This is a genomic window from Corallincola luteus, from assembly GCF_004336975.1.
Taxonomy (GTDB): domain Bacteria; phylum Pseudomonadota; class Gammaproteobacteria; order Enterobacterales; family Neiellaceae; genus Corallincola; species Corallincola holothuriorum.
Genome location: NZ_SJXE01000001.1, coordinates 798,420 through 824,685 on the forward strand (window position 1 = coordinate 798,420; position 26,266 = coordinate 824,685).

The following is a 26,266-nucleotide window of genomic DNA, read 5'->3' on the forward strand; positions in this document are numbered from 1 at the left end:
ACTGTATGCTCATACAGTATACTTGCCAGTAATTGTCAGGGGCCGGCTGGCTCAATTGGAGAAAATAATGGATAACAACAAGTCTAAAGCGCTATCCGCAGCACTGTCACAAATTGAACGTCAATTTGGTAAAGGTTCAATTATGCGACTGGGTGACTCCCAGGCATTGGATATTGAATCAGTCTCTACTGGTTCGCTTAGTTTGGATATCGCTTTGGGCATTGGTGGCTTGCCAATGGGCCGTATTGTTGAGATCTATGGTCCGGAGTCTAGTGGTAAAACGACACTGACTTTGGAAGTGATTGCGCAAGCACAAAAGGCTGGCAAGACCTGCGCTTTTGTCGACGCAGAACATGCTCTTGATCCTGTTTATGCCGGCAAGCTCGGTGTGAATGTTGATGAGTTGCTTGTGTCACAGCCTGACACTGGCGAGCAAGCTCTGGAGATCTGTGACATGTTAGTGCGCTCTGGCGCTGTTGATGTGGTGATTGTTGACTCAGTGGCAGCATTAACGCCGAAAGCGGAGATTGAAGGAGATATGGGTGACACCCATGTTGGCTTGCAAGCACGTTTGATGTCTCAGGCTCTGCGTAAACTGACAGGTAACATTAAGCGCTCTAACACTCTATGTATTTTCATCAACCAGATCAGAATGAAGATCGGTGTTATGTTCGGTAACCCTGAGACGACGACGGGTGGTAATGCACTGAAGTTTTACTCTTCGGTTCGCTTGGACATTCGTCGCACGGGTGCAGTGAAAGATGGCGACGAAGTTGTCGGTAATGAAACTCGCGTAAAGGTCGTGAAGAATAAGGTGGCTCCTCCGTTTAAGCAGGCAGAATTTCAAATCATGTACGGGGAAGGCGTATCTAAAGTGGGTGAGCTGATTGATCTGGGTGTACAACACAAACTGATCGAAAAAGCGGGTGCCTGGTATAGTTATAACGGCGACAAAGTGGGTCAGGGTAAAGCGAATGCGCTGCGTTATTTCAAGGAAAATACCGAGGTAGCGCAGACGATAGAGGCGAAACTTCGCGATATGCTGTTGCTTAAGCCGAAAGCTGCTCAAGAAGAGGAGCAATTAGCTGAGATTGGAGAGGAACTCTGAGTTCAGAGAATGACACTTTAAACGCCGCCATGCGCTTGCTTGCGCGGCGTGATCACTCCCACCAAGAGTTGGCGAATAAGCTTCGCCAACGGCGCTTTTCTTCTTCTGACATCGCCACCGTCCTAGACAAGTGTGCAGAGCACGGTTGGCTCGATGAACCTCGCTTTTGCGATAGTTACATTCGTCGCCGAAGTCAGCAAGGGTATGGGCCGCAGCGGATCAGAGCAGAGTTAATTCAACGGGGTATTGATAAGACGTTGATTTCTGATGCACTAAAGCAGTGTTCTGTTGATTGGCAACTCGTCCTTAGTGATTGTATTCAGCGTTGCTTTGACAGCCTATCAGCGCAAAGAGAAGAGCGTGCGAAACAGCTCCGTTTTTTGCTTTACCGTGGATTTAATCATGACTTGATCCAACAATTGGGTGATAACTGAACTAATTCTCGATTTATTGGTCATAATGTCGACTAAAATTGGTAAATATTCATAGTGTTAAAGGCACGGGAGTGAGCATGCGACGTTTGGTGACTTTAAGTTTTTTGATGAGCTTATTGGTGGGAACTGCGGTTGCAGATACATTGCGATTGAAAGATGGACGAGTCATTGAAGGCACAATGGTCGCGCGGGATCAGAATATGGTGACTTTCAATGTCAACGGCCAAGACCAATGGTTCCCAACTGAACAGGTTGCAGGCATCGACTTCGGTGACGCTGCGCCAACTGCGCAAGCTCCTGCTGCACAGGCCCCCGCTGCACCAGCCCCGGCGCCACAAGCCTCCGCACCCGCAGAAGTGGCCGCGGGCACTCAGCTAACGGTGCGCTTGAGTGATACCTTAGATACGCGAAAAACAGGCAAAGGTCAGCGCTTTACTGCGGTATTGGAAGCCGATTTAGTGGCTTCAAACGGTAGCGTGATTGCTCCCCGAGGTAGTCAGGTTTACGGTCGTGTGATTGAAGCAGACTCTTCTGGCCGATTGGCTGGTAAGCCTTCCATCGTACTTGAGCTGACCGAAGTGATGGTGAACAATCAAATGAAACCTATTGTTACCGGCCAGCTGCAAGCCTCCGGCGACAGCGCTGGGCGCAACACTGTTGGGCGGACTGCTCGCGGAGCCGTCATTGGCGGGTTAATTGATGGCGGAGATGGTGCCAAGACGGGGGCTAAAGTTGGATTGGGTGCATCAGTGTTGTTTGGTAAGAATCATATAGAAATTCCCAGCGGAACCTTGTTAGATTTTAGACTTCGAACACCGTTTTTTGGCTAGTTTCCATAAAAAACATATAAAAGGGGCCTAAATGGCCCCTTTTTTGATCTAATTTTGCTCTGAAAATCGTTAAGTGGTTGTTCCGTGCTTGTTAGGGCATATAATTGGCGGTTTAAATTTATGCCGTGCCGCCAACGTGCTTGTTTTTGTTTGCGGTGATAAATACCTGTTTGCCGGGATCCTTGTATGTATATGACCAGTGCCGCTCTTCGAGAAGCGTTTCTCGAATTCTTCAGAACGAAAGGGCATCAGCTTGTTGCCAGTAGCTCACTTGTGCCGCACGACGATCCAACGCTGCTGTTTACCAACGCAGGTATGAACCAATTTAAGGATGCATTTCTTGGCAAAGAGCAGCGCAGTTACACCCGTGCCGCCTCATCACAGCGTTGTGTTCGCGCCGGCGGTAAGCACAATGATTTGGAAAATGTAGGTTACACCGCTCGCCACCATACTTTCTTCGAAATGTTGGGTAACTTTAGTTTTGGTGATTATTTCAAGCGCGACGCGATTTGTTTTGCTTGGGAGTTTCTTACCGATACGTTGAAACTGCCTAAAGAACGTTTGTTAGTTACCATTTACGAAACTGACGACGAGGCATTTGAACTCTGGGCTAATGAGATTGGCGTTCCTGCGGACCGCATTGTGCGTATAGGAGATAAGTCCGCTGATAAGAAGTTTGAATCAGACAACTTCTGGCAAATGGGTGATACCGGCCCATGTGGTCCTTGCACCGAGATCTTTTACGATCACGGTGAACATATCTGGGGAGGACCTCCCGGTTCACCAGAAGAAGATGGCGATCGCTTCATCGAGATCTGGAATGTTGTTTTCATGCAGTTTAATCGCCAATCAGACGGCACGATGGAACCGTTACCTAATCCATCGGTGGATACCGGCATGGGGTTGGAGCGGATTGCCGCGATACTGCAGGGAGTGCATTCAAACTACGAGATCGATATTTTTCAAACCCTGATCAAGCATGCTGCTCAGATTATCGGTACGACAGATTTAGAAGATAAATCGTTGCGGGTGATTGCCGACCATATCCGTTCATGTTCTTTCTTGATCGCCGATGGCGTGATGCCCTCCAATGAAGGTCGGGGTTATGTTTTACGTCGTATTATCCGCCGAGCGGTGCGCCATGGACATAAACTGGGGGCGACGGGTGTGTTCTTCCACCGTTTAGTCCCGGTACTCGCAAACGAGATGGGCGCGGCGTTTGATGAACTGAATAGTCAGTTGCCTATTATCGAAAAAGTGTTGAAGGTAGAGGAAGAGCAATTTGCTCGCACTCTGGACCGTGGATTACAGATCTTGGATGATGAGCTAGCAGCGCTGCAGGGTGATGTGGTGCCTGGCGAGTTGGTTTTCAAACTATACGATACCTACGGTTTCCCTGCTGATTTAACGGCAGATATTGCCCGTGAACGCTCGTTGACCATAGACCAAGCTGGGTTTGATGTTGAGATGGCGGCACAGCGTAAACGTGCACAATCCGCGAGTAACTTTGATAAAGATTATAACGCCGACCTTAATATCAGTCATTGCACGGAATTTGTCGGCTACGACAATCTGACTATGAACTCAAAAGTGATAGAGATACTGACGAAAGCTGGTGAGTCAGTCAAAAAATTGAAGGCGGGAGAAGAGGGTATTGTCATTTTGGATAACACCCCTTTCTACGGTGAAAGTGGTGGTCAAAAGGGCGATATCGGTTCGCTGCGGATGAACGATGGCGCATTTGCTGTGACTGATACGCAGAAGTCGAGTAAAGCTATTGTTCATAATGGTTATGTTGAATTTGGTGAGATATACGTTGGCGAAGAGTTAACCGCTGACGTCGATGAGCGTCATCGAAAAACAACCGCACTTAACCACTCTGCTACTCACCTATTGCATGCTGCTTTACGCCAAGTGTTAGGTGAGCATGTTCAGCAGAAAGGCTCACTGGTTGGGCCGGAACGCCTGCGTTTTGATTTTAGCCATTTTGAAAGTCTGAGTATTGGGACTCTTCGCCAAATAGAACACCTCGTTAATCAACAAATAAGACGGAATAACCCGGTGACGACGCAGTTGATGAACCTCGACGAAGCGAAGAGCGCTGGCGCAATGGCACTGTTCGGCGAGAAGTACGACGACGATGTACGTGTCGTTGGTATGGGTGAGTTTTCCACCGAACTCTGTGGTGGTACACACGTTGAACGAACCGGCGATATCGGCTTTTTCAAAATCACTACAGAGGCTGGGATCGCAGCTGGGGTGCGGCGAATCGAGGCGGTTACCGGACAGGCCGCGATTGACATGATGCATGCCATCGGCAAGCAGATGGAAGAGATGAGTACATTGGTTAAGGGTGATAACCATTCTATCGCTGATCGTGTTCGTCAGACCGTCGATCGTATGCGCTCACTGGAAAAAGAGGTTGAGCAACTCAAAGCTGAGCTTGCCAAACATAAAGGCGCAAGCTTGACCGATGAGACGATTGATATCAATGGTGTCAAAGTGCTTATCAGCCAGTTAGATGGCGCAGACCCTAAGAGCTTACGCGGTATGGTGGATGACCTTAAAAACCGTCTTGGTTCTGGAGTTGTTGTTTTAGGTGTCCCGGGCGATGGTAAGGTGAGCTTGATTGTTGGGGTTACAAAAGATCTGACTGGTAAAGTCAAAGCTGGTGAACTGGTGAATATGGTCGCACAGCAGGTCGGCGGTAAAGGTGGTGGACGTCCAGATATGGCGCAGGCTGGTGGTAGCGATGCGGCAGCTTTACCTGCTGCCTTAGCGTCCGTGAGCCCTTGGCTGACTGAACGACTCTAGAGCAAGGAGCAATAAGCGTGGCACTGATAGTTCAGAAATTTGGTGGTACTTCGGTTGGTACTGTTGAACGCATCGAAGCTGTTGCGGAGCGCGTTGTGCGTCACCGTGCCGCTGGCGACGATGTCGTGGTGGTGGTCTCAGCTATGTCAGGTGAAACTAATCGCCTGTTAGGCTTAGCCAATGCGATTGATCCCGATGGCTCAGCTCGTGAGCTCGATGTTCTGGTTTCCACTGGCGAGCAGGTAACGATTGCCTTACTGGCAATGGCATTGAATAAGCGTGGCTGTGCTGCGCAGTCTTTTACCGGCGATCAGGTTAAGATCTTAACTGACGACTCCCATAGCAAAGCACGCATTTTAGATGTTGAACATAGCTTACTTAATCAATGTCTTGGCGAAGGCGTTGTGCCTATCGTCGCAGGGTTCCAGGGCGTAGATGAGAATAACAACATCACCACCCTTGGCCGTGGCGGTTCAGATACCACTGCGGTGGCGATAGCCGCTGCAATAAAAGCTGATGAGTGCCAGATCTATACTGACGTGGATGGTGTATATACCACTGATCCGCGGGTTGAGCCTTCGGCACGTAAGATGAATACCATTACCTTCGAAGAGATGCTGGAGATGGCAAGCCTGGGCGCCAAAGTGCTGCAGATCCGTTCAGTTGAATTCGCCGGTAAATACAATGTACCACTGCGCGTGCTGTCTAGCTTCGAAGAGGGGCAAGGCACGCTGATCACCTATGAGGGATTGAATATGGAGAAGCCGCTGGTATCGGGCATTGCGTTTAATCGTGATGAAGCACGGTTAACTATACTGGGGGTTCCTGATCAGCCAAATGTTGCTGCTTCAGTGCTCGCACCTATAGGCAAAGCGAATATCGATATTGATATGATCATTCAGAATGCGGTAGGTGATAACACAGCTGACTTTACTTTTACTGTACACCGGAACGATTTTGCACGCGCAAAGGCTATTTTAGACGAAACTTGTGCAAAGTTGGGAGCTAAAGGGGTGCAGGGCGACGATCATATCGCTAAAATCTCCGTGGTGGGTGTGGGTATGAAGAGCCATGCTGGTGTTGCTGTGACCATGTTTGAGTCGCTTGGCGATGAAGGAATCAATATTCAACAGATTTCGACATCAGAGATTAAGATCTCGGTGTTGGTTGAAGAAAAATATTTAGAACTGGCTGTGCGAACCTTACATGCAGCCTTCAATCTGGATAAAGAGCCGGTGCAGTAGTCCGTTGCTGTTAAGAAAGTTTAAACTTTTACTAGCTAATCGTTGTCTATAAGCTAAGTTAATAATAATCCTGAGTTTTAAAGGCGCCCCAGAGTGGCCACTCAGAGTTTAAGGAATGAAGGAGCAAGCGAATGCTAATTTTAACTCGTCGAGTTGGTGAGACCCTGATGATTGGTGATGAAGTCACCGTGACGGTATTGGGTGTTAAAGGTAATCAGGTTCGTATCGGTGTGAATGCGCCGAAAGAGGTCTCTGTGCATCGCGAAGAGATTTATATGCGTATTCAGGCTGAGAAGGGTGATGATGAGGGTAATCAGAACTACTAGCCTGTGAATAGATTAGACAAAGCCGACTTCATGTCGGCTTTGTTCGTTTTATGGCAACAAAATGTTCGATTTTTGCACGTATAAGTGAAAACTCGATTGAAGTACCAAAAAGCTCCCAAAAAGTGTTTGACATAAGCGCCAGTTTCATTAGAATTCAGCGCCACTAAAGGTGAGGTGGCCGAGTGGCCGAAGGCGCTCCCCTGCTAAGGGAGTATGGGGTTTGTAGCCCCATCGAGGGTTCGAATCCCTCCCTCACCGCCATTAGTTTGATGTAACGCGCTCGTAGCTCAACTGGATAGAGTACCTGGCTACGAACCAGGCGGTTGGAGGTTCGAGTCCTCCCGAGCGCGCCATTAACTAAACAGTTTCAAAATTGATGTACTAGACTATGTCAATTGCACCGATTACGCGCTCGTAGCTCAACTGGATAGAGTACCTGGCTACGAACCAGGCGGTTGGAGGTTCGAGTCCTCCCGAGCGCGCCATTATTCAGAGATGCCCAACAGAGATGTTGGGCATTTTTGTATCTGGCTTATACCTTTCTTACAATGCCTTACCTATGAGTTTGTGGGCTAGAGTTATTATTTCGCTGATGAGCGTTATCTGTAGCGGTAGATGTTCTATCACCCTGAACAAATGTGCGTTTGCCCGCGGTTTTATCACTTGCTTGAAAGTTAACCATTTGCTTTTGATCCGCGTCATTCGTTTGAATGGCGAATGAGGCTAGCGTGGGTGCGAGAAATAGTGTCAAATGTGTCAGATAGCTTTTGCATAGAAAATTACAGTTTTGTGTGACTATTGCCCTGAAAACGGTATTTATGCGTGTAAAAGTGACTATCTATGCACATCTTGTTTGATTTTTACAATATGTCATGGTACTTCTAGGCAATATCGTCAGGAAACTGAAAATTAATTACAGGATGAGTTCTGATGACTAGTATCAGCGAACTGTTACTGGAAGCAGCAGGTATCATGGCTGTTGGCATGATATTCGTATTTTTGTTCTTAAGCTTACTCGTGGTTGGCGTGAAGTTACTTGCGCGATTTGCCGGTGGGCCTGAACCTTTGACTGCGAATGCGACGCCGCCCCCCCAAACTACTGGGGTAAGCCCCGACGTTGTCGCGGCGATCTCTGCTGCCGTGCACAAATACCGGAATACGACCAAGGACTAACAAGGAGCGATCCTGTATGAAAAAGCCACTAGCCATCACTGATGTGGTGCTTCGTGACGCCCACCAATCATTGCTTGCAACCCGTTTGCGTATTGAAGATATGCTGCCTATTGCTGAGAAGCTGGATAAGGTTGGGTATTGGTCAATAGAATCATGGGGCGGGGCTACTTTTGATGCCTGTATTCGTTTCCTTGGTGAAGATCCTTGGGAGCGCCTTCGTCTGTTGAAAAAGGCGATGCCAAACACTCGCCAGCAGATGCTATTACGCGGGCAAAACCTATTGGGTTATCGTCATTACGCCGATGACGTGGTAGAGAAGTTTGTTGAGCGAGCTCATGCCAATGGTATGGATGTATTCCGTATCTTTGATGCGATGAACGATGTTCGTAACTTCCAAACGGCGGTAAAAGCGGCGGTGAAGGTCGGCGCACATGCTCAAGGTACCATCTCTTACACGACTAGCCCTGTGCATACGTTAGATACTTGGCTTGATATGGGTAAGCGCCTTCAGGACCTAGGGTGTCATTCAATCTGTATTAAGGATATGGCGGGGTTATTGAAGCCTTACGAGGCTGAAGAACTGATTGGCCGCTTGAAAGAAGAATTAGAACTGCCACTGGCGTTGCATTGCCATGCGACTACAGGACTGAGTGTCGCCACCCATATGAAGGCGATTGATGCTGGTATCGATATTCTCGATACGGCGATCTCTTCTATGAGCATGACTTATGGCCACAGCCCCACGGAAACCATTGTCTCCATTGTCGAAGGCACAGAGCGTGATACCGGCATCGATATTACAGGACTGGAAGATATCGCCAGCTACTTCCGTGATGTAAGGAAGAAGTATGCCAAATTCGAAGGCAGCCTGAAGGGGATTGATGCACGTATTCTGACAGCGCAAGTGCCTGGTGGCATGCTGACGAATATGGAAGGCCAGCTGAAAGAGCAGGGTGCCGCAGACAAGTTGGATGAAGTATTGAAAGAGATCCCACGTGTACGTGAAGATCTTGGCTTTATTCCATTGGTCACTCCAACTTCTCAGATTGTTGGCACGCAAGCAGTACTAAATGTACTGACGGGTGAGCGCTACAAGTCGATCGCTAAAGAAACCGCAGGTGTGCTTAAGGGAGAATATGGTGCGTCCCCAGCAGCGGTTAATGCAGATCTGCAAGCTCGCGTACTTGAAGGTGGCGAAGCCATTACTTGTCGTCCAGCAGATTTGATCGATGCTGAGATGGATAAGCTATGCGTTGAACTTGATGATGTTGCTCAGAAAGAAGCGATCTCTTTGGCAACAGACAAGATTGATGATGTGCTGACCTATGCACTGTTTCCTCAGATCGGTCTTAAGTTCCTTAAAAATCGTGGTAACCCAGATGCATTTGAACCGGCACCAGGTACCGAGCCAGAGCCTGCGCCTGTTGTTGCAGCCGCTAGTGGCCAGGCAGAAGCATACAGTGTTCGTGTTGATGGCAGGGTTTATCAGGTAGAAGTTGCGCCTGACGGTGCATTGACCAGTGTTGCGCCAGCAGCAGGTGGCGCACCTGCTGCTGCCCCTGCGCCAGCAAGCAGTGCTTTTTCTTTGCCCGCGCCATTGGCAGGTAACATTTTCAAAGTGAATGTTAGTGTTGGGCAGCAGGTCAACGAAGGCGATGTCGTGATTATTTTGGAAGCGATGAAGATGGAAACAGAAGTCAGAGCTTCACAAAGCGGCACTGTGACCGTGCTGAACGTTAAAGAGGGCGACTCTGTTGCCGTTGGTGATGCGCTACTTGGTCTGGGTTAATAGGGACACTGAATGGAAGGTTTAACTATCCTATGGCGAGACACCGGTCTCGCCAATTTTACGCCGGGCCAAATAGTGATGCTGTTGGTTGGCTGTCTGTTGTTGTATCTGGCGATCGTTCGTAAGTTTGAGCCCTTGCTGCTCGTGCCTATTGGCTTCGGTTGTGTGCTAGCCAATATTCCGATGGCTGGCTTTACTGAGCCCGGTGGACTGCTTTATTACATCTTTGAAGTGGGTGTGAAAACGGGCATCTTTCCACTGCTTATTTTTATGGGCGTAGGTGCGTTAACCGATTTCGGCTCTTTGATTGCTAACCCTAAGACCTTGTTCCTAGGGGCTGCTGCGCAGTTTGGTATTTTTGCCACCTTGTTTGGGGCGATTGCTCTCAATATGGTGCCAGGATTTGAATTTTCGCTTGCGGATGCTGCAGCTATTTCGATTATTGGTGGAGCGGATGGTCCAACGGCTATTTTTGTTGCCAGCCGGTTAGCGCCTGATCTACTTGGCGCCATTGCTGTTGCTGCATACTCCTATATGGCGTTGGTACCCATTATTCAGCCGCCAATTATGAAAGCCCTGACGACGGAAGATGAACGTAATGTGGCGATGGAGCAGTTGCGTCCGGTTAGCCGCAAAGAGAAAATCTTCTTCCCACTGATCGTGTTGTTGATGGCCATCCTATTTTTGCCAGCGGCGACTCCACTTGTGGGTATGTTCTGTCTCGGTAATCTGATGCGCGAGTCTGGTGTGGTAGAGCGTCTATCTAAGGCCGCACAGAATGAGATCATTAATATCGTTACGATCTTGCTGGGGTTAGCCGTGGGCTCGAAATTGTCGGCGGATAAGTTCCTGACTGTGGAAACTCTGGGTATTTTGGCGCTGGGTGCGGTGGCGTTTTCTATTGGTACGGCTTCAGGCGTGTTGATGGGTAAATTGATGCACCGTTTATCCGGGGGCAAGGTCAACCCATTGATCGGCGCTGCTGGTGTATCTGCAGTCCCTATGGCCGCTCGTGTGGTGAATAAAGTTGGTTTACAAGCTAATCCCCATAACTTCTTGCTGATGCATGCCATGGGGCCAAATGTGGCTGGTGTACTTGGTTCAGCTGTTGCGGCTGGTGTTCTACTTGCGCTAGTTCAATAAGCGCTAGCTTCACCAGGTGGCTATGAGCCGCAGTTAAAAAAGCGAGCCTTCAGGCTCGCTTTTTTATGGTTTGGTCAGCCAAAGCATCAGGGTGAGGAACAGAAAGAGAATTGTCGAGCCTGTAGCAATATAGATAAACCCTTTCTTGCCCGCCTTAAGGGGAAGGTCATTGGCGCGTAAAAAAACAATCCATAGCAGGCATAGTATTATCGGGATTAAGAATAAACGAGCCATCCATTTTCCTCCTGTCGCTTAATTAGCTTCATTAGTTGCCGATTGTTCGTTAATCGTCGTAGTGGGCTCATTGGTAACCAGCAAACCTTCACGATAACCAATCACTCTAGCCACCATCATATCGCCAGTGACATTGGTTGCCGTACGCATCATATCAATGATGCGGTCAATTGCGGCGACAAAGGCGATCCCTTCTAATGGCAGACCGACGGCATTTAGGGTGACGGTAAGCATCACCATCGCGGTGCCGGGAACGCCGGCGGTGCCGATAGAAGCGAGTGTGGCTGTTGCCATGATGATGCCGTAGTCGATCCAGCCTAATGGTATACCGTAAATTTGAGCGATAAATATCGCTGCAATAGCAGGGTAAATACCACCACAGCCATCCATGTTGATAGTGGCTCCCATGGGCAGCACAAAGCTGGCATATTGGCGGGACACACCTAATCCTTCAGTCACACAGCGAGTACTGACAGGGAGTGTGCCGTAACTGCTGGCGCTGGCGTAGGCAACCAGTTGGGCAGGAAAGACCGCCTTGAAGAATTGGCGGATCGAAATCCCGCCAAACAGTTGTACTGCAGTGCCGTAAACCAGCACGATATGAATCAAGCAGGCGATATAGATGGCAACAACGAATTTCGCCAGCGGTAATAGTGAGTCTAGGCCGAAGCTGCCAAGCATCCAGGCGATAAGGCCAAATACGCCATAGGGGGTTAAGGCCAACACCATTCGGGTGATCTGGTACATCACTTCTGCACCACTATGTAAAAAGCGCTTCACGGGCTCAGCTTTGTCACCTACCTGATTGATGGCCACTCCAACCAATACTGCAAAGAGCAGTACTTGCAGGATATTGCCTTCGGCCATGGCCGCGATAGGGTTCCGTGGCACAACATCCACTAGTACCTGCGCAAATGGAGGAATATCCCGTTCTCGCACACTGCTCGCTGTTAGCGATAGCTCGGCACTGAAGTTCATCATACTGCCAATGAGTAGGCCAAGTGCGCTGGCGATCACTGCAGTTAACAAGAATAAGCCAACGGTTTTAATGCCTATTCGTCCGAGGCGGTTATCGTCACCTAGGGAGGTAACCGCCATGACCAGAGAGCAAAAGACTAACGGTACAACTAGCATGCGAATGGCATTGATAAATAGATCGCCGAGGGGTTTAAGCTGTACTGCAAACTCTGGTAGCAGTAAGCCAACGGTTGCACCCAGCACAAACCCTGCGAGTACCTTTTGCCAAAAGGGAATAGAACGGTAGACAGCGAGCGCAGGACTGGACATAGTGATCTCAAGTGAATTCAGTAGATAACTGGTTTATTCTAACCTGTTATTGAAATTGAACCTAAGCCCTAAGGCACTGCTCTTCCCTGAAGAGAAAAAGGAAGCTAATGGAAGTCGATACCCATCAAGTTCAAATCAGTAATTTTGGTGAACCGGAATGCTTAACGCTTACCGAGATCTCACTGCAGACTCAAGCACCCGTTGTCAGGGTGGCGTTTGCTGGTGTTAATCCCATTGATACCAAAACACGTGCAGGTATAGGCTGGGCGGCGAAGGAAAACGCCGACAAGTTGCCTTGGTGCCCTGGTTATGATGTGGCCGGTGAGTTACTGACAGCTGATGGCAAAGGCTCTGGTCAGCATGTTTGTGGACTGATCGGCTTTCCTTTTATGGGCGGGGCCTATGCTGAACATGTTTCAGCACCTCAAGATGAGTGGGTTGCTCTGCCCGACAATGTCGATTTGCGTCAGGCAGCCGCCTTGCCATTAGCAGGGCTAACTGCGAGTCAGGCACTGTCTCGATTTGGTGATCTTCGTGAAGCAGAAGAGGTCGTTGTGCTAGGCGCTGCTGGTGGTGTCGGGCATTTAGTAGTGCAGTTAGCCAAACAGCAGGGCGCCAAGGTGACCGCTATCTCTCGTGTGCAAAACCATGAGTGGTTACTTGCGCTAGGGGCCGACTGTTGTGTCGATTATGGCCAGCCTGGCTGGCAAGCGCTAGTAGCAGAACATGCCTCTCTTGTTATCGACTGTGTGGGTGGTGAGGTTGGTTTATCACTTGTTAAGCAGCTGCTTTGCGGTACAGATGTCGTGACGCTACCTACGGTCACTGCAGATGCAATTATTGAGGCAGGTGATGCGGCAGGTTGTCACGTCACAGGTATGTTGATCCAGCCGGATCCAGCCCGTTTGAAGCAACTGGTTACCTTGTTGGCTGATGGTGTCATTAAGGTGGCCGTTGCCGCGACTTTCCCTTTGGCCGACGCCAACCTTGCCCACCGCCAGGTTGAAACAGGCCATACAAGAGGGAAAGTGATACTGGACTGCCGAGCCCCTGCAACACCAGAATGATTGAGCTCTGGGGGCTGTTTATCGCCAGCTTTGCTGCGGCTACTCTGCTTCCCGGCGGCTCAGAGGTGATTTTGGTCGGACTCTACTTAAAGGGGAATCAGCCTACCGTCAGTCTGTGGCTGGTGGCTACGTTGGGCAATACTTTAGGGGCGGTGGTCACGGTGTGGATGGGGCGAGTGGTAGCAAGGTCGCGACCGCCGAAGCCCAAACACGCATGGCAGTTAAGATGGCACCTCAGGCTACAAAAGCATGGCAGCCCTATATTGCTGATGAGTTGGTTACCTCTGGTGGGGGATGGTTTGTGTTTGTTGGCGGGCTGGCTCAGACTTAATTGGCGTGGCGTCTTGTTGTTTATCACGCTAGGTAAAGCGCTACGTTATTCGCTGGTTTTGCTCTTGGCGACACCATGGGGGTGAACTCTCAGCGTACTTTTTTAGCGTTTGCTGCTCTGCACCCTGACTGGTGCGTATAAATTGTTAATAGTTTTGTCAGCCCTTGCGGTCACGCGCTCGTTACGGATAATGACAGCAACTTGTTTTGTCAGGACCTTTCCATGTTTCGACCTAGTCGCGTGACTCTGTTTACATCCCTGTTTCTCTCGTTGTTGGTTTTGGCCGCTTGCAGCCAGCAGCCAAAAGATCGCGTGGCATTGCCAGAAGGTATTCATTTTGTCGAAGCGGTGAGTGCTACCGTCGATAACAATGGCGATCCTGTATTACCTTACCAGAAGTACCAGTTGGAGAACGGGTTAACGCTGTTGTTGCATCAGGACCACTCGGATCCAATTACTCATGTTGATGTCACCTACCATGTCGGTTCGGCACGTGAGCAGCTAGGTAAGTCAGGCTTTGCTCATTTCTTTGAGCATATGATGTTCCAAGGTTCCAAGCATGTTGCTGACGAACAGCATTTTCGGATTATTTCGGAAGCGGGGGGAACCCTGAATGGCACGACCAACAGTGATCGCACTAACTACTACCAAACTGTGCCAGCCAATCAATTGGAGAAGGTGCTTTGGTTAGAATCCGATCGTATGGGTTTTTTGTTAGAGGCCGTGACCCAGGAGAAATTTGAAGTACAACGAGCGACGGTGAAAAACGAGCGCGCTCAGCGTTACGACAATGCGCCTTATGGCTTGCTATACGAACGCGTGAGCCAGGCACTATATCCGGAAAATCACCCTTACTCTTGGCCAACCATTGGCTATGTGGAAGATCTGGATCGGGTTAATGTTAACGACTTAAAGGCATTTTTCCTGCGCTGGTATGGTCCCAACAATGCCACCTTAACGATTGGCGGTGATATAGATGTGGAGCAGACGCTGGCGTGGGTGGCTAAGTATTTTGGTCCTATTGCCGCTGGCCCCGATGTCGATGGTGATGCTAAGACGCTTGTGACGTTACCTGATACTCGCTATATCAGTATGGAAGATAGGGTACATCTACCGCTGCTATATATCTCCTTCCCTACCGTTTATGGGCGTCATGAAGATGAAGCCGCGCTGGATCTGCTTGCTGATGTGTTGGGTGGTGGCAAACAGTCACTGTTTTATCAGCACTTAGTGAAAGCCGGTTATGCCGTGCAGGCCGGTGTGAGTCACCCTTGTCAGGAGCTGGCGTGTAGTTTCAATCTCTACGCCTTGGCTAATCCAGAAAAAATGCCCTCTTTAGCGGATATGGAGAAGGCGTTGCGAGCTGCGATTGATGACTTTGAGCAGCGTGGCGTCACGCAAGATGATTTGGATAAGGTACAAGCACAGTTTGAAGCCTCGACGATTTTTGGTTTGCAAAGTGTGTCTGGTAAGGTGTCGACTTTAGCGTTTAACGAGACCTTTGCTGACAGTCCTGATCAGATCGCTGATGATTTAGCCCGTTATCGAGCAGTGACAAAAGCGGATGTGGAGCGGGTCTATCGCACCTACATCAAAGATAAGCCCGCTGTTGTAATGAGTATCGTGCCCCAAGGGCAACTGGCGCTGATAGCGGCGCCAGATAACTTTAAGCCTGCAGCACGCCAAATCCCGCAAGCCGAGGAGATGACAGCGGCGCAGTTAGCTCTGCGTCCGGTGACTGAAACTTTCGATCGTAATAAGGTGCCTGAAGCTGGCCCTTCACCCGTCGTTCATGTACCTGACGCATGGCGAGCCACCTTGGATAACGGTATTCCTGTGATCGGCAGTGAAATAGACGAAACGCCAACGGTGACCTTGTTGCTGAGCATTGAAGGTGGACCGTTACTCGATCCTGAAGGCAAAGCTGGAACTGCAAGTTTAACCGCGGCGATGCTTAACGAAGCGACACAGCAGCGCAGTGGCGAAGCGATGGCGCTGGCATTAGATAAGTTAGGTAGCCGCATTTCAGCGCGCGCCAGTGGCCGTTACACCGAGATCGCGGTGTCTAGTTTGGCGCGTCACTTAGACGAGACTTTACTGCTGCTACAAGAGATCCTATTACAACCAAAGTTTGATTCTGCTGACTTTGAGCGTTTGAAAGCACAGACCTTGCAATCGCTTGTGCAGTCGGCGAAAGATCCTGGGGCTTTAGCTGCTCGGGCACAGTTGCAAGTGCTATATGGCGAGCAGCGGATCGGCTTACCCGATGGCGGCATATTCAGCTCGGTGCAAGGGATCAGTCTGCAAGATGTGCAGCAGTTTTATCAACAGAACTACAGCGCTAAAGCGGCGCAGCTTGTGGTGGTGGGGAGCTTAAGTAAAGCACAGTGGCTACCGAAACTTGATTGGTTAGGACAATGGGCAGGAGAATCCCTCAGCTTTGCCGATTACCAGGATTTTCCGCAGTACGATAAGTCGACTATCTATGTCGTGGATCTGCCTGAAGCGGCGCAATCGGCGATCCGGGTTGTTCGTAGAGCAATGCCTTACGATGCCACGGGGGATTATTTTAAGGCGGGGCTGATGAACTTTCCGTTGGGTGGGGCTTTTAACTCTCGCATCAATATGAACCTGCGGGAAGAGAAGGGCTATACCTATGGTGCCCGTTCCGGATTTAGCGGTGGCAAGACGCTCGGTCGTTTTTCAGTATCTACCTCTGTGCGTGAGGATGTGACAGGGTTGGCGTTAACTGAAATCCTTAACGAACTCGCGATATATAGTGAGCAAGGTATCGACGCGGGGGAGCTGGCGTTTTTACGTCAAGCGGTGTCACAGAGCGAAGCGTTGAGCTATGAAACGCCATCGCAGAAGGCGGGCTTCCTGCGTCAGATGTTAAACTATCAGTTGGATCCTAGCTTTGCCCAGACTCAGGGAGAGATTGTGGCTACTATTGATAAGCCTGCGCTGAATGCGTTGGCGGCTAAGTGGCTGCAACCTGATACGATGCAGATCGTTATCGTTGGTGACGCGGCGAAGGTTTTACCTCAGTTGCTATCGTTAGGCTTGCCCATTGAAACCGTCACTATGCAGCCTTAAATATGGTTTATCAGTACATTAGCGCAAAGGGTGAGCATAGACGCTTGCCCTTTATCGGTTTATGCTTCGGCGATAACGCCTGATCTGGCAAGGACTTCAAATTGACTGCTCAACTGACTCGCTATATCTCCCTGCTCTCTGCTCAGCCTGAGTTACTCAAGGGTATTCAGCACGGTATTGAAAAAGAGAGCCTGCGAATTTCGCCTGATGGCAAGTTGTCCCAAGAGAGCCATCCGAGTGGACTTGGTTCAGCGCTGACCAACTCTCTGGTGACCACTGACTTTGCCGAGTCTTTAGTCGAGTTTATTACCCCTGTGAGTGACAACATTGACGAGACGCTGGGGCAATTGGCAGATCTCCATCGCTTTGCCTATCAGCAGATGGGAAGTGAGCTGCTATGGCCGCTGAGCATGCCATGCTTCGTTGGCGGCGAAGCTGATATTCGCATTGCCGAATATGGTGACTCCAATATCGGCAAGATGAAGACTCTTTATCGTAAAGGGCTACACCATCGTTATGGCAGTGTGATGCAGGTGATTGCCGGTGTGCATTTCAATTTTTCTTTGCCTGCACACTTTTGGCAGCAATGGCATCAATGGCAAGCCGGAGCCGAGTCGTTACAACAAAGTCAGTCTGCTGGCTATTTGGCGATGCTCCGCAACTATCGCCGTCTTGGTTGGCTTGTACCTTACCTGTTTGGTGCTTCTCCGGCACTTTGCGGCTCTTTTTTGCAGCAGAAAAACTCCGCATTACCCTTTGAGAAGATGGGGCAGGGAACGTATTACCTGCCTTATGCTACCTCACTGAGAATGAGCGATCTGGGTTATACCAACCGCGCACAAGCGCGCTTGCAGGTGGATTACAACTCATTGACCGGCTATCTGGCGAGTGTCGACCGGGCGTTACATACGCCAGAACCCCGCTTTGCAAAAATTGGTGTCAAAGTTGATGGTGAGTACCGCCAGCTCAACAGTAATTTATTGCAGATAGAGAACGAGCTGTATGCGCCAATTCGACCGAAGCGTGTCGCAGAGAGCGGTGAGAAGCCGAGTGAAGCCTTGGCGCGTGGAGGCATTGAATATATTGAAGTGCGGGCATTGGATGTCAGTCCTTTCCACCAGACAGGGGTCAGTGCAGATGAGATCCGCTTTCTTGATGTGATGCTGGTCTATTGTTTGTTGCAGGAAAGCCCTGTGCTGGATTGCGATGGCTTGAGCGAAGCCGCCCGCAATATTACGACCACTGTGCTATATGGTCGGGATCCTAATGCACAAGTTGAGGTTTCTGGTCAGCTCGTTGGACTTAAGGTCAGAGCAATGCAGTTGTTGTCAGAAATGCGTGCGGTTGCTGAAGTGATGGATAAGGCTGCCGGTGGTTATGACTATCAGGCAGCATTGGCAAAGCAGTTGGCCAAAGTTGAAGACCCAGATCTCACTCCTTCCGCACGTCTGCTCAATGAGATGCAGCAGCGGTCCATGGATAATGGCTGCTTAGGTATGCACTACGCAGAGAGTCATAAGGCAGAATTATTGGCACAGCAGGGAAGTAACTTCTACAGCGACGATGCGCTGCACAAGGTGGCGCAGCTGAGTGTCGAGGCACAAAAAGAGATCGAATCTGAGTCTAGTGTCGATTTTGAACAGTTCTTGGCAGACTATTTTGCCTGAGTCTAAATAGCTAACCAGCTGCTATCACTCCACTATGATGGGGGCGAAAAGCTCCCAAAACATCATGATGCTCAACAGCAGTAACACCATTGGGGTGATCCTTTGCCCCACTAGCTTTCCTCCATTCAACACCCCCATGCTACGATTTAGCCAAACGGTGGCAGCCGCATAAAGCAGCATCACGATGATCTCTATACTGCTGAAAATCAGCATCAGCGTTAGAGTTTGTGACCAGAGCGCATGTTCGGAGTCGATGAATTGTGGAAACAGTGCGGCGAAGAACAGGATCCCCTTTGGATTAGCTAAGGCTGAGAACAGCCCCCGCATGTAGAGCTGCCGTTTGGTCGCGTGGTTGATAGCCGTTGCTGTCGGGTTTTGCTTTTCATCAGTAGTGCGAGAGAGCTGCCAAGCTAACCAGAGCAGGTAAAGTGCTCCTGCTCCCTGTAGTCCGCTCAATAGTACGGGATTTAGCTGCAGTAACGCTGCTATGCCTGCCATAGCCAGCACCGCTTTGATTGCCCCAGACGTTACACTACCTAAGGTTAACCAGATGGCACCGTTGAATCTAAACTGCAGTGCAGTTGATATGGTGAGCAAGATCAGTGGGCCGGGAACGATAATTAATCCCAGCGATACAGCACTGAATAACAGAAGCGAGTGCGTTGTCATTGGCGGAATGCTAGACGTATCTGAGGCAAAAAAAAAGAGCTATCTAATGTGATAGCTCCAAACCCAGGGATAGTTCTTGAACAAGCAATCGCCGTTCATAGATTGAGAGTGGATAAATACGCGCAAGTTCCTTAAATTTGGTAAAAATTTTGCGGTTGCTCTGTCGAATGACAACACCGTCTTGGTTACACTGGTGGTAACCATCCCTGCAGAAATGGATCCGATGCGAATTTTCTTAGCCTTACTTACGCTGTTGTTGGTGTCTGGCTGTGCGACTTCACCGCCATCCAACCCTGAAAACCTGTGTGAAATATTTCGTGAAAAACGTGATTGGTACGACGCCGCTACGGATATGAATGATAAGTGGGGCGTGCCGATCCAAGTACCTATGGCGATGATGTATCAGGAAAGCTCATTTCGTCATGATGCAGCCCCACCGCGGAAATATCTGCTTGGTTTCATTCCATGGGGACGGGTGAGCAGTGCCTACGGCTACTCGCAAGCGAAAACGCCGACTTGGAGTGATTACATCAGAGAAACGGGTAGTTCTGGTGCTGATCGTGAGGACTTTTATGATGCCATCGATTTTATGGGCTGGTTTATTACCAAAACTCATAAGATCAACGGCATATCAAAATGGGATGCTTATGGGCAGTACCTCAATTACCACGAGGGTTGGGGGGGCTATAAACGCGGTACTTACAAAAGCAAGAAGTGGTTGATGACCACGTCACGAAAAGTGGCCAACAGGGCTTCTAAATACTCTTCGCAATATAAGAGTTGTAAGGATGAGCTTGATAGTAGCTGGTTGTACCGATTGTTCTTTGGCTAGGAGTAGATCCATGAAAGTACTCAGGTTCACCTGTTTTTTGGGCGCTGTGCTGTTGCTATCGGGCTGTTTGGGGATCCCTGAGGGGGTTGTGCCCGTGCAAGGGGTGGATACCGATCGTTACCTTGGCAAATGGTATGAGATAGCCCGTTTAGATCACTCTTTTGAGCGCGGTATGAGTCAGGTGTCTGCAGAGTACTCGTTGCGCGATGACGGTGGCATTCGTGTTATTAACCGCGGTTTTAAAGCCGCTGATGATGAATGGCGTGAAGCCGAGGGCAGAGCGTATTTTGTTGCTCAGCCCGATGAGGGCTATCTAAAAGTCAGTTTCTTTGGCCCTTTTTACGGTTCCTATGTCATTTTTGAGCTCGACAAAGCTGATTATCAATATGCTTTTGTTGCTGGCAATAGTCGGGAATATCTTTGGTTGTTGGCTCGCACCCCAGAGATCAGTGATGAGCTGAAAGCGGAATTTGTTCATCAGGCCACGGAGTTAGGTTTTGCTATCGATGAATTGATATGGGTGACTCAATCAGCTTCAGACCGTGCAGAATGAGTGACCGTTAGCTTGAAGTAAAAAGCCTGATGTGATGCATCAGGCTTTTTTATTGGCGTCGATTTGCTGGGTTTATTGTACTGGCGGTGAATAAAGGCTTGGCATCACGCGAGCGGACTTCACCATATTGTCTTTAACCTCGAGGATCTCGATGGGGTAGCCCGCCAATCTTAGGCTGATACCCTCGTTCGGGATCTCTTCCATATATTCCAGGATCAAGCCGTTAAGGGTTTTAGGGCCGTCCGTTGGAAAGTGCCAACCCATCTCTTTATTTACTTCCCTGATATTGGCGCCACCTTCAACCACATAAGAACCATCTTGTTGTGGGTGAACCTCTTCGCTTGGTGAGGGGGCGTCGGTGGTGGTGAAATCACCAACGATCTCTTCCAGAATATCTTCTAACGTGACCAGCCCTTGAATATCGCCATATTCATCGACAACCAGGCCAATACGTTCGCGATTGCGTTGGAACTTCAGTAGCTGAACATTGAGCGGTGTGGCTTCAGGAATGAAGTACAGTTCTCTTGCTGCTCGTGCCAGCGTTGACTTGTTGAACTGATTTCTCGATAGCAGGCGCAGTGCGTCTCGAGCGTGTACGAAGCCAACGGCATCATCAATGCTGTCGCGGTAAAGCAGCAACATGGTGTGCTGGCCTTGGGTCAGCTGTTTGACGATTTTTTTCCAATCATCATTGATGTCGATGCCAATGATTTCGCTCCGTGGCACCATGATGTCTTCAACCGTGACTTTCTCCAGATCCAAAATAGATAGCAACATATTTTGGTGGCGCCGAGGGATCATCGTGCCTGCTTCATGGACCACGGTCCTTAATTCGTCTGAGCTAAGGTGGGCACTGGCGCGCTTAGTTGGGTTTATTCGGAACACCGCGAGCATGGCGTTACTGACAACATTCACCAGCCAGACTGCCGGATACATTAGCTTGAGCAGGACTTTAAGTAGCAGAGAAGCGGGGAAAGCAATTTTCTCTGGATACATGGCGGCTAAGGTTTTTGGCGTGACCTCCGCAAAAAGCAGTATGATCAGCGTCAATACACCGGTGGCAATCGCAATACCAGCATCGCCGTATAAACGCATACCTATGATGGTGGCGATCGCCGACGCCATGATATTAACCAGGTTGTTACCGATCAGAATAACGCCGATCAGTCGGTCGGGTCGGTCGAGCAGCTTATGCACTCGTCTCGCCGCGCTATGATTCTTTTTGACTAGATGCCTCAACCTATAGGGGTTAATCGACATCATTCCGGTTTCGCTACTGGAGAAAAACGCGGAGATAAGTATGAGTATGCCCAGTGTTATAAACAGGGCACTCGTCGAAATCTCGTCCAACGAGGGATTCCTTTATTACCAATTAAGTCGCTATCTTATCCGAAAAAACAAAGAATAGTGGTAAATTTTACGTCAATACCACTTCTCGCATCAGGCGACTGCCAAAATACCCCAGTGTGAGCAAGGTTGCGCCAGTGACTGTGGCGATGATAAGCCACCTTCCACGCACGCCCTGGTGGTAATGCTGCCACAACACTGAGACGTAAATCGCTAGCGCAATTGCACTCAGTATCGCTTTGTGCGCTTTGCCACTACCGAGAAAATTGTCGAGGAAAAACAAACCGGTTGCCAGTGCGGCAGAAAGCAAAATGGTGCCGGCAAGGATCAGGTTAAAGATTTGTGTTTCAACGACCATCAAGGGTGGCATCACAGGATTTAAGGCGAATCGTTTTTTCTCCTTCAGCTGACGGTTGATGACCGACAACAAGATAGCCAGCAGTGCCGCAATAGTGAGTATTGAATAAGCGAGCAAGGAGAGCGATATGTGTATCAGCACGCTGGGATGGGTTTCGATATGAGCCAGGTAGGTATGCGTACTGAATATATCCGCCAAATTGATCAGTGCTGCGAATGCGTAAGTGAAAGGCAGCAGTATCTGTACCGGTTTCTTTATATAGAGCAGGGTGATGAGTAGCGTGATGACCCAAGAAGCAAGGGATGCAATGTTCATTATGCTTAGGTTTTGTCCACTATCCTGGGAATGGATACTCAGAAATAGTGTGACCAGATGCAGCATCAGTGTAATCGCTGCAATGAGCAGCAATCCGCTCCGGTGAGGAAGTCGTCCTTGCATCAGGCGCACGCCTAACCAGCCCGCTAGTGTCAGGTAGAGGATGATGGCGGCAACGGCAAAAAAGCTGGATGAGAACAGCATAGTTGGTTTCGAAGTCCTTAAATAAGGCGAAGTCTAATTAAAAAGCTGTCGTACTAATTGTATTTAAAGTAGCGTCATCTTATTGATCTTGCGCTTCTTAAACGCTGAGTATACCGCGAGAATTCACCCTGCCAACACTTAGACATCTACCCAGCAGCGCTGGTTTAGTTATAATGCGCAACTCGTCACCAAAACCGGGCTCGAAAAAGATGTTTGAAAACCTTAGCGATCGTTTGTCCAAGACACTGAAAAATATCAGCGGTCGTGGTCGTCTTACCGAAGACAATATCAAAGATACGCTACGTGAAGTACGTATGGCATTGCTGGAGGCCGATGTTGCCTTACCTGTGGTACGTGACTTTATCGGCAAGGTTAAATCTCGTGCGGTCGGCACTGAGGTGACTAAAAGCCTGAGTCCTGGTCAGGTATTTATTAAAATCGTCCGCAGTGAGTTAGAAGCGGCGATGGGTGAGCGCAATGAAGCGCTAGCGCTCAATGCACAACCACCCGCAGTTGTGATGATGGCTGGCCTGCAAGGTGCGGGTAAAACCACCAGTGTCGGTAAACTGGCCAAGTTCTTAAAAGAGAAAGAGAAAAAGAAAGTGATGGTGGTAAGCGCGGATGTTTACCGCCCTGCTGCGATCAAACAGCTTGAAACCCTTGCCAATGATATTGGTGTCGAATTCTTTCCCAGTAGTGCAGATGAAAAGCCGGTAGCGATTGTCTCTGGTGCGATAGAACAAGCACGTAAGCAGTTCTTCGATGTGTTGCTGGTGGATACGGCCGGTCGCCTTCATGTTGATGATGAGATGATGGTGGAGATCAAGGCGCTTCATGCTGCAGTGGATCCAGTCGAAACCCTGTTTGTGGTTGATGCAATGACAGGGCAAGACGCAGCCAACACCGCTAAAGCGTTTGACCAGGCGCTACCGTTAACCGGTGTGATCCTGACCAAGACCGATGGTGATGCCCGCGGTGGTGCGGCACTCTCTATTCGTCATATCACAGGTAAACCGATTAAATTCCTTGGTGTTGGTGAAAAAACTGACGCTTTAGAGCCTTTCCACCCAGATCGTTTGGCTGGGCGGATCCTTGGTATGGGTGACGTATTGTCACTGATCGAGGATATTGAACAGAATGTTGATCGGGAAAAAGCAGCCAAGCTGGCGAAGAAAGTGCAGAAGGGACAAGGATTCAACCTTGAAGACTTCCGCGAGCAACTGCAACAGATGAAGAATATGGGTGGCATGATGGGCATGCTGGATAAGCTGCCTGGTATGAGTAATCTGCCTGATGCTGTTAAAGGGCAGATGGACGATAAGATGACCGTCCGTATGGAAGCGATTATTAATTCGATGACGCCGGGTGAGCGTGAACGTCCTGAGATCATCAAGGGCTCTCGTAAACGTCGTATTGCGGCAGGCTCTGGTACGCAGATCCAAGACGTAAACCGTCTGTTGAAGCAGTTTACCCAGATGCAAAAGATGATGAAGAAGATGAAGGGCGGCGGCATGGCTAAAATGATGCGCGGTATGGGCGGCATGATGCCACCGGGCATGAAGATGCCACGACGCTAAGCACCATCACTTCAAATGCTTAACAAGGGAGCCCACGAGGCTCCCTTTTGCTTTCTTTCATTAACCCTCATTTGATCATCCTCCCTACTCAACTACGCCAAGCTTTCTGGCTATCTTCGCTGCTACTTATATAGCGCCGCAGTTGAACGTTTTTTATCCGTCGTTTTGGTTGCAATTCTATGGATTGTGCGTAGAATTAGCGCGCTTCTAGCCCGCCCCATGCTTTTTTGGGGTGCCTGGAACCGCCAAATTGGGTAAAGAGGAACGTATGGTAACCATTCGTTTACAACGTGGTGGCGCTAAAAAGCGTCCATTTTATCAGGTTGTCGTAGCCGACAGCCGTTGCGCACGTGACGGCCGTTTCATCGAGAAAGTTGGTTTCTTCAATCCTGTTGCACGCGGCCAAGCCGAGCGTCTTCGCTTGGACCTGGAGCGTGTTAAACACTGGCAAGATAAGGGTGCGTCCCTGTCTGACCGTGTAGCACAGTTGGTTAAAGACGCTGCGAAAGCGGCTGCTTAATTAACCATTAAGAAGGAGTGGGCAGTGTCAGAGCCACTTGAAAATGTGATTCTGGGCCGCCTCGGTGCACCTTATGGTGTCAAAGGCTGGTTGAAGATTCACTCCTTTACAGACAACGCTGAAGATATCTTTGCGTTATCCCCTTGGATTTTGGGAGACCAAAAATCAGGGAAACAACTGACAGTCAGCAAGTGGCGTAGCCACAATAATGGTTTGATTGTTAAGTTCGAAGAGATTGAAGACCGAACACAGGCTGAGGCTTTGGTGGGCTTGGAAATTTCCGTGCTGCCAGAGCAACTGCCTGATCTGCCAGAAGATGAGTTCTACTGGCGGGATTTGATCGGAATGCAGGTAGTGACAGACAAAGGGTATGACCTGGGTGTTGTTACTGGACTGATGGAAACCGGTTCAAATGACGTGCTTCAAGTGAAAGCGAACAGCAAAGATGCCTTCGGTAAAAGAGAGCGGTTAATCCCGTTTCTCGATGGCCAAGTGATTAAAAACGTAGATCTCGTGCAGAAACGGATCGAAGTGGACTGGGAACCCGGTTTTTAACCGGCAAGGAGAAACCCCCATGTGGTTTGGTGTGGTGACTCTGTTTCCCGATATGTTTACCGCGATTAGTGAGCATGGGGTAACGGGCAAGGCCATCAAAAACAGCTTAATAGAGCTGCAAACGTGGAATCCAAGAGATTTCACCCATGATAAGCATCGCACTGTTGATGACCGCCCTTACGGTGGTGGACCAGGCATGCTGATGATGGTGCAGCCATTACGCGACGCTATTCAAGCAGCTAAGCAGGCTGCCGGTGATGGGGTTAAGGTGATTTACCTTTCTCCCCAAGGACGCAAGCTGGATCAGCAGGGTGTTCAGGAACTGGCAGGATGCGAAAAATTGGTGTTAGTCGCTGGGCGATATGAAGGGATTGATGAGCGCGTTATTCAGTCAGAGGTAGATCAGGAATGGTCTATCGGTGATTACGTACTCAGCGGTGGTGAACTCCCCGCAATGACCTTGATAGATGCTGTGGCAAGACTGATACCGGGGGTGCTGGGGAAAAGTGAATCAGCAGAGCAAGATTCTTTCGTTGATGGAATTTTGGATTGCCCTCACTACACCCGCCCTGAGGTACTTGATGGCGAAACGGTGCCCTCAGTATTATTGAGTGGCAATCACGAATCGATCCGCCGTTGGCGGCTCAAGCAGGCTTTAGGCCGAACTTGGCTGCGACGTCCGGAACTTTTGGACAACCTAGCTCTGACTGACGAGCAAGCTTTGTTGCTTGCCGAGTTTGTTAATGAAAACAACAACAAACAGTAGAGTGATTCAGTTTAACCTAGGATGCGA

24 protein-coding genes and 3 tRNA genes are annotated in these 26,266 nt (G+C 49.4%); 22 read left to right on the forward strand and 5 right to left on the reverse strand.

Features of this window, described 5'->3' with window-relative positions:
- Nucleotides 1–67: 67 nt before the first annotated feature.
- From recA to EZV61_RS03555, 12 genes are all read left to right on the forward strand, one after another.
- Complete coding sequence (recA, locus tag EZV61_RS03500) at nt 68–1,108, forward strand: recombinase RecA (RefSeq protein WP_114337308.1); 1,041 nt, start codon at nt 68–70, stop codon at nt 1,106–1,108.
- Between the two features lie 29 nt (nt 1,109–1,137).
- Nucleotides 1,138–1,542: a regulatory protein RecX gene (locus EZV61_RS03505; protein ID WP_131414345.1), complete on the forward strand. Its 405-nt coding sequence runs from the start codon at nt 1,138–1,140 to the stop codon at nt 1,540–1,542.
- A gap of 77 nt (nt 1,543–1,619) precedes the next feature.
- Nucleotides 1,620–2,372: a hypothetical protein gene (locus EZV61_RS03510; RefSeq protein WP_114337310.1), complete on the forward strand. Its 753-nt coding sequence runs from the start codon at nt 1,620–1,622 to the stop codon at nt 2,370–2,372.
- 186 nt (nt 2,373–2,558) lie between these two features.
- The gene (alaS, locus tag EZV61_RS03515; protein WP_131414346.1) at nt 2,559–5,186 is read left to right on the forward strand and encodes an alanine--tRNA ligase; all 2,628 of its coding nucleotides are present in this window, start codon (nt 2,559–2,561) and stop codon (nt 5,184–5,186) included.
- A 17-nt stretch (nt 5,187–5,203) separates the two neighbouring features.
- Nucleotides 5,204–6,430, forward strand: coding sequence for an aspartate kinase (locus tag EZV61_RS03520; protein ID WP_131414347.1), 1,227 nt, complete (start codon nt 5,204–5,206; stop codon nt 6,428–6,430).
- A gap of 131 nt (nt 6,431–6,561) precedes the next feature.
- Entirely contained in the window at nt 6,562–6,756 is a 195-nt protein-coding gene (csrA, locus tag EZV61_RS03525) for a carbon storage regulator CsrA (protein WP_114337313.1), read from the forward strand.
- A gap of 168 nt (nt 6,757–6,924) precedes the next feature.
- Nucleotides 6,925–7,017, forward strand: a tRNA-Ser gene (locus EZV61_RS03530).
- 15 nt (nt 7,018–7,032) lie between these two features.
- Nucleotides 7,033–7,109: transfer RNA gene (locus tag EZV61_RS03535), tRNA-Arg, on the forward strand.
- 55 nt (nt 7,110–7,164) lie between these two features.
- Nucleotides 7,165–7,241 (forward strand) — tRNA-Arg (locus EZV61_RS03540).
- 445 nt (nt 7,242–7,686) lie between these two features.
- A complete protein-coding gene (locus EZV61_RS03545) occupies nt 7,687–7,929 on the forward strand; it encodes an oxaloacetate decarboxylase subunit gamma (protein WP_114337314.1) in 243 nt (80 codons plus the stop codon).
- A gap of 16 nt (nt 7,930–7,945) precedes the next feature.
- Nucleotides 7,946–9,718 carry a sodium-extruding oxaloacetate decarboxylase subunit alpha gene (gene oadA / locus EZV61_RS03550; RefSeq protein WP_131414348.1) on the forward strand — a complete coding sequence of 591 codons (1,773 nt, stop codon included), beginning with the start codon at nt 7,946–7,948 and terminating at the stop codon, nt 9,716–9,718.
- Nucleotides 9,719–9,730: 12 nt separating this feature from the next.
- On the forward strand, nt 9,731–10,861 hold the full coding sequence (locus EZV61_RS03555) for a sodium ion-translocating decarboxylase subunit beta (protein WP_114337316.1): 1,131 nt from the start codon (nt 9,731–9,733) through the stop codon (nt 10,859–10,861).
- Between the two features lie 63 nt (nt 10,862–10,924).
- Here EZV61_RS03555 and EZV61_RS19385 read toward each other — a convergent pair whose 3' ends face one another.
- Entirely contained in the window at nt 10,925–11,095 is a 171-nt protein-coding gene (locus tag EZV61_RS19385; RefSeq protein WP_165569518.1) for a hypothetical protein, read from the reverse strand.
- An 18-nt stretch (nt 11,096–11,113) separates the two neighbouring features.
- Nucleotides 11,114–12,382, reverse strand: coding sequence for a dicarboxylate/amino acid:cation symporter (locus tag EZV61_RS03560; RefSeq protein WP_114337317.1), 1,269 nt, complete (start codon nt 12,380–12,382; stop codon nt 11,114–11,116).
- 107 nt (nt 12,383–12,489) lie between these two features.
- Between EZV61_RS03560 and EZV61_RS03565 the strand changes: the two genes are divergently transcribed.
- The 4 genes from EZV61_RS03565 (at nt 12,490) to gshA (ending at nt 18,543) form a co-directional block, all read left to right on the forward strand.
- Nucleotides 12,490–13,449: an NADP-dependent oxidoreductase gene (locus tag EZV61_RS03565; RefSeq protein WP_131414349.1), complete on the forward strand. Its 960-nt coding sequence runs from the start codon at nt 12,490–12,492 to the stop codon at nt 13,447–13,449.
- A complete protein-coding gene (locus tag EZV61_RS03570) occupies nt 13,446–13,865 on the forward strand; it encodes a YqaA family protein (RefSeq protein WP_131414350.1) in 420 nt (139 codons plus the stop codon). The genes EZV61_RS03565 and EZV61_RS03570 overlap by 4 nt, the downstream gene beginning before the upstream one ends.
- A gap of 137 nt (nt 13,866–14,002) precedes the next feature.
- A complete protein-coding gene (locus tag EZV61_RS03575; protein WP_131414351.1) occupies nt 14,003–16,876 on the forward strand; it encodes a M16 family metallopeptidase in 2,874 nt (957 codons plus the stop codon).
- A gap of 101 nt (nt 16,877–16,977) precedes the next feature.
- Nucleotides 16,978–18,543, forward strand: a complete 1,566-nt coding sequence (gene gshA / locus EZV61_RS03580) for a glutamate--cysteine ligase (RefSeq protein WP_205695313.1) — start codon at nt 16,978–16,980, stop codon at nt 18,541–18,543.
- A gap of 24 nt (nt 18,544–18,567) precedes the next feature.
- Here the strand turns inward: gshA and EZV61_RS03585 are convergent, their stop codons facing one another.
- Complete coding sequence (locus EZV61_RS03585; protein WP_131414352.1) at nt 18,568–19,212, reverse strand: LysE family translocator; 645 nt, start codon at nt 19,210–19,212, stop codon at nt 18,568–18,570.
- 214 nt (nt 19,213–19,426) lie between these two features.
- Between EZV61_RS03585 and EZV61_RS03590 the strand changes: the two genes are divergently transcribed.
- Both EZV61_RS03590 and EZV61_RS03595 read left to right on the forward strand, forming a co-directional pair.
- Entirely contained in the window at nt 19,427–20,044 is a 618-nt protein-coding gene (locus EZV61_RS03590) for a transglycosylase SLT domain-containing protein (RefSeq protein ID WP_114337322.1), read from the forward strand.
- Nucleotides 20,045–20,054: 10 nt separating this feature from the next.
- Nucleotides 20,055–20,597, forward strand: coding sequence for a lipocalin family protein (locus EZV61_RS03595; RefSeq protein WP_131414353.1), 543 nt, complete (start codon nt 20,055–20,057; stop codon nt 20,595–20,597).
- Between the two features lie 72 nt (nt 20,598–20,669).
- On the opposite strand, the gene EZV61_RS03600 is transcribed toward EZV61_RS03595, so the two are convergent.
- Both EZV61_RS03600 and EZV61_RS03605 read right to left on the reverse strand, forming a co-directional pair.
- Nucleotides 20,670–21,947 (reverse strand): HlyC/CorC family transporter, encoded by a 1,278-nt coding sequence (locus tag EZV61_RS03600; RefSeq protein WP_130566506.1) that lies wholly within the window; start codon nt 21,945–21,947, stop codon nt 20,670–20,672.
- Between the two features lie 67 nt (nt 21,948–22,014).
- Nucleotides 22,015–22,821, reverse strand: coding sequence for a cytochrome C assembly family protein (locus tag EZV61_RS03605; protein ID WP_131414354.1), 807 nt, complete (start codon nt 22,819–22,821; stop codon nt 22,015–22,017).
- A 209-nt stretch (nt 22,822–23,030) separates the two neighbouring features.
- Here EZV61_RS03605 and ffh point away from each other — a divergent pair, with 209 nt between their 5' ends.
- From ffh to trmD, 4 genes are all read left to right on the forward strand, one after another.
- On the forward strand, nt 23,031–24,398 hold the full coding sequence (gene ffh, locus EZV61_RS03610) for a signal recognition particle protein (RefSeq protein WP_114337394.1): 1,368 nt from the start codon (nt 23,031–23,033) through the stop codon (nt 24,396–24,398).
- A gap of 268 nt (nt 24,399–24,666) precedes the next feature.
- A complete protein-coding gene (rpsP, locus tag EZV61_RS03615) occupies nt 24,667–24,918 on the forward strand; it encodes a 30S ribosomal protein S16 (RefSeq protein ID WP_114337326.1) in 252 nt (83 codons plus the stop codon).
- A 24-nt stretch (nt 24,919–24,942) separates the two neighbouring features.
- Nucleotides 24,943–25,473, forward strand: a complete 531-nt coding sequence (gene rimM / locus EZV61_RS03620; RefSeq protein WP_130566507.1) for a ribosome maturation factor RimM — start codon at nt 24,943–24,945, stop codon at nt 25,471–25,473.
- Nucleotides 25,474–25,492: 19 nt separating this feature from the next.
- The gene (trmD, locus tag EZV61_RS03625; protein ID WP_114337328.1) at nt 25,493–26,239 is read left to right on the forward strand and encodes a tRNA (guanosine(37)-N1)-methyltransferase TrmD; all 747 of its coding nucleotides are present in this window, start codon (nt 25,493–25,495) and stop codon (nt 26,237–26,239) included.
- Nucleotides 26,240–26,266 lie beyond the last annotated feature (27 nt).

Excerpts from the sequence above, each read along its gene's own strand:
- recA (WP_114337308.1), top strand. The coding sequence starts at position 68 with ATGGATAACAACAAGTCTAAAGCGCTATCCGCAGCACTGTCACAAATT.
- EZV61_RS03505 (WP_131414345.1), top strand. The coding sequence starts at position 1,138 with ATGCGCTTGCTTGCGCGGCGTGATCACTCCCACCAAGAGTTGGCGAAT.
- EZV61_RS03510 (WP_114337310.1), top strand. The coding sequence starts at position 1,620 with ATGCGACGTTTGGTGACTTTAAGTTTTTTGATGAGCTTATTGGTGGGA.
- alaS (WP_131414346.1), top strand. The coding sequence starts at position 2,559 with ATGTATATGACCAGTGCCGCTCTTCGAGAAGCGTTTCTCGAATTCTTC.
- csrA (WP_114337313.1), top strand. The coding sequence starts at position 6,562 with ATGCTAATTTTAACTCGTCGAGTTGGTGAGACCCTGATGATTGGTGAT.
- EZV61_RS03545 (WP_114337314.1), top strand. The coding sequence starts at position 7,687 with ATGACTAGTATCAGCGAACTGTTACTGGAAGCAGCAGGTATCATGGCT.
- oadA (WP_131414348.1), top strand. The coding sequence starts at position 7,946 with ATGAAAAAGCCACTAGCCATCACTGATGTGGTGCTTCGTGACGCCCAC.
- EZV61_RS03555 (WP_114337316.1), top strand. The coding sequence starts at position 9,731 with ATGGAAGGTTTAACTATCCTATGGCGAGACACCGGTCTCGCCAATTTT.
- EZV61_RS19385 (WP_165569518.1), bottom strand. The coding sequence starts at position 11,095 with ATGGCTCGTTTATTCTTAATCCCGATAATACTATGCCTGCTATGGATT.
- EZV61_RS03560 (WP_114337317.1), bottom strand. The coding sequence starts at position 12,382 with ATGTCCAGTCCTGCGCTCGCTGTCTACCGTTCTATTCCCTTTTGGCAA.
- EZV61_RS03565 (WP_131414349.1), top strand. The coding sequence starts at position 12,490 with ATGGAAGTCGATACCCATCAAGTTCAAATCAGTAATTTTGGTGAACCG.
- EZV61_RS03570 (WP_131414350.1), top strand. The coding sequence starts at position 13,446 with ATGATTGAGCTCTGGGGGCTGTTTATCGCCAGCTTTGCTGCGGCTACT.
- EZV61_RS03575 (WP_131414351.1), top strand. The coding sequence starts at position 14,003 with ATGTTTCGACCTAGTCGCGTGACTCTGTTTACATCCCTGTTTCTCTCG.
- EZV61_RS03585 (WP_131414352.1), bottom strand. The coding sequence starts at position 19,212 with ATGACAACGCACTCGCTTCTGTTATTCAGTGCTGTATCGCTGGGATTA.
- EZV61_RS03590 (WP_114337322.1), top strand. The coding sequence starts at position 19,427 with ATGGATCCGATGCGAATTTTCTTAGCCTTACTTACGCTGTTGTTGGTG.
- EZV61_RS03595 (WP_131414353.1), top strand. The coding sequence starts at position 20,055 with ATGAAAGTACTCAGGTTCACCTGTTTTTTGGGCGCTGTGCTGTTGCTA.
- EZV61_RS03605 (WP_131414354.1), bottom strand. The coding sequence starts at position 22,821 with ATGCTGTTCTCATCCAGCTTTTTTGCCGTTGCCGCCATCATCCTCTAC.
- ffh (WP_114337394.1), top strand. The coding sequence starts at position 23,031 with ATGTTTGAAAACCTTAGCGATCGTTTGTCCAAGACACTGAAAAATATC.
- rpsP (WP_114337326.1), top strand. The coding sequence starts at position 24,667 with ATGGTAACCATTCGTTTACAACGTGGTGGCGCTAAAAAGCGTCCATTT.
- trmD (WP_114337328.1), top strand. The coding sequence starts at position 25,493 with ATGTGGTTTGGTGTGGTGACTCTGTTTCCCGATATGTTTACCGCGATT.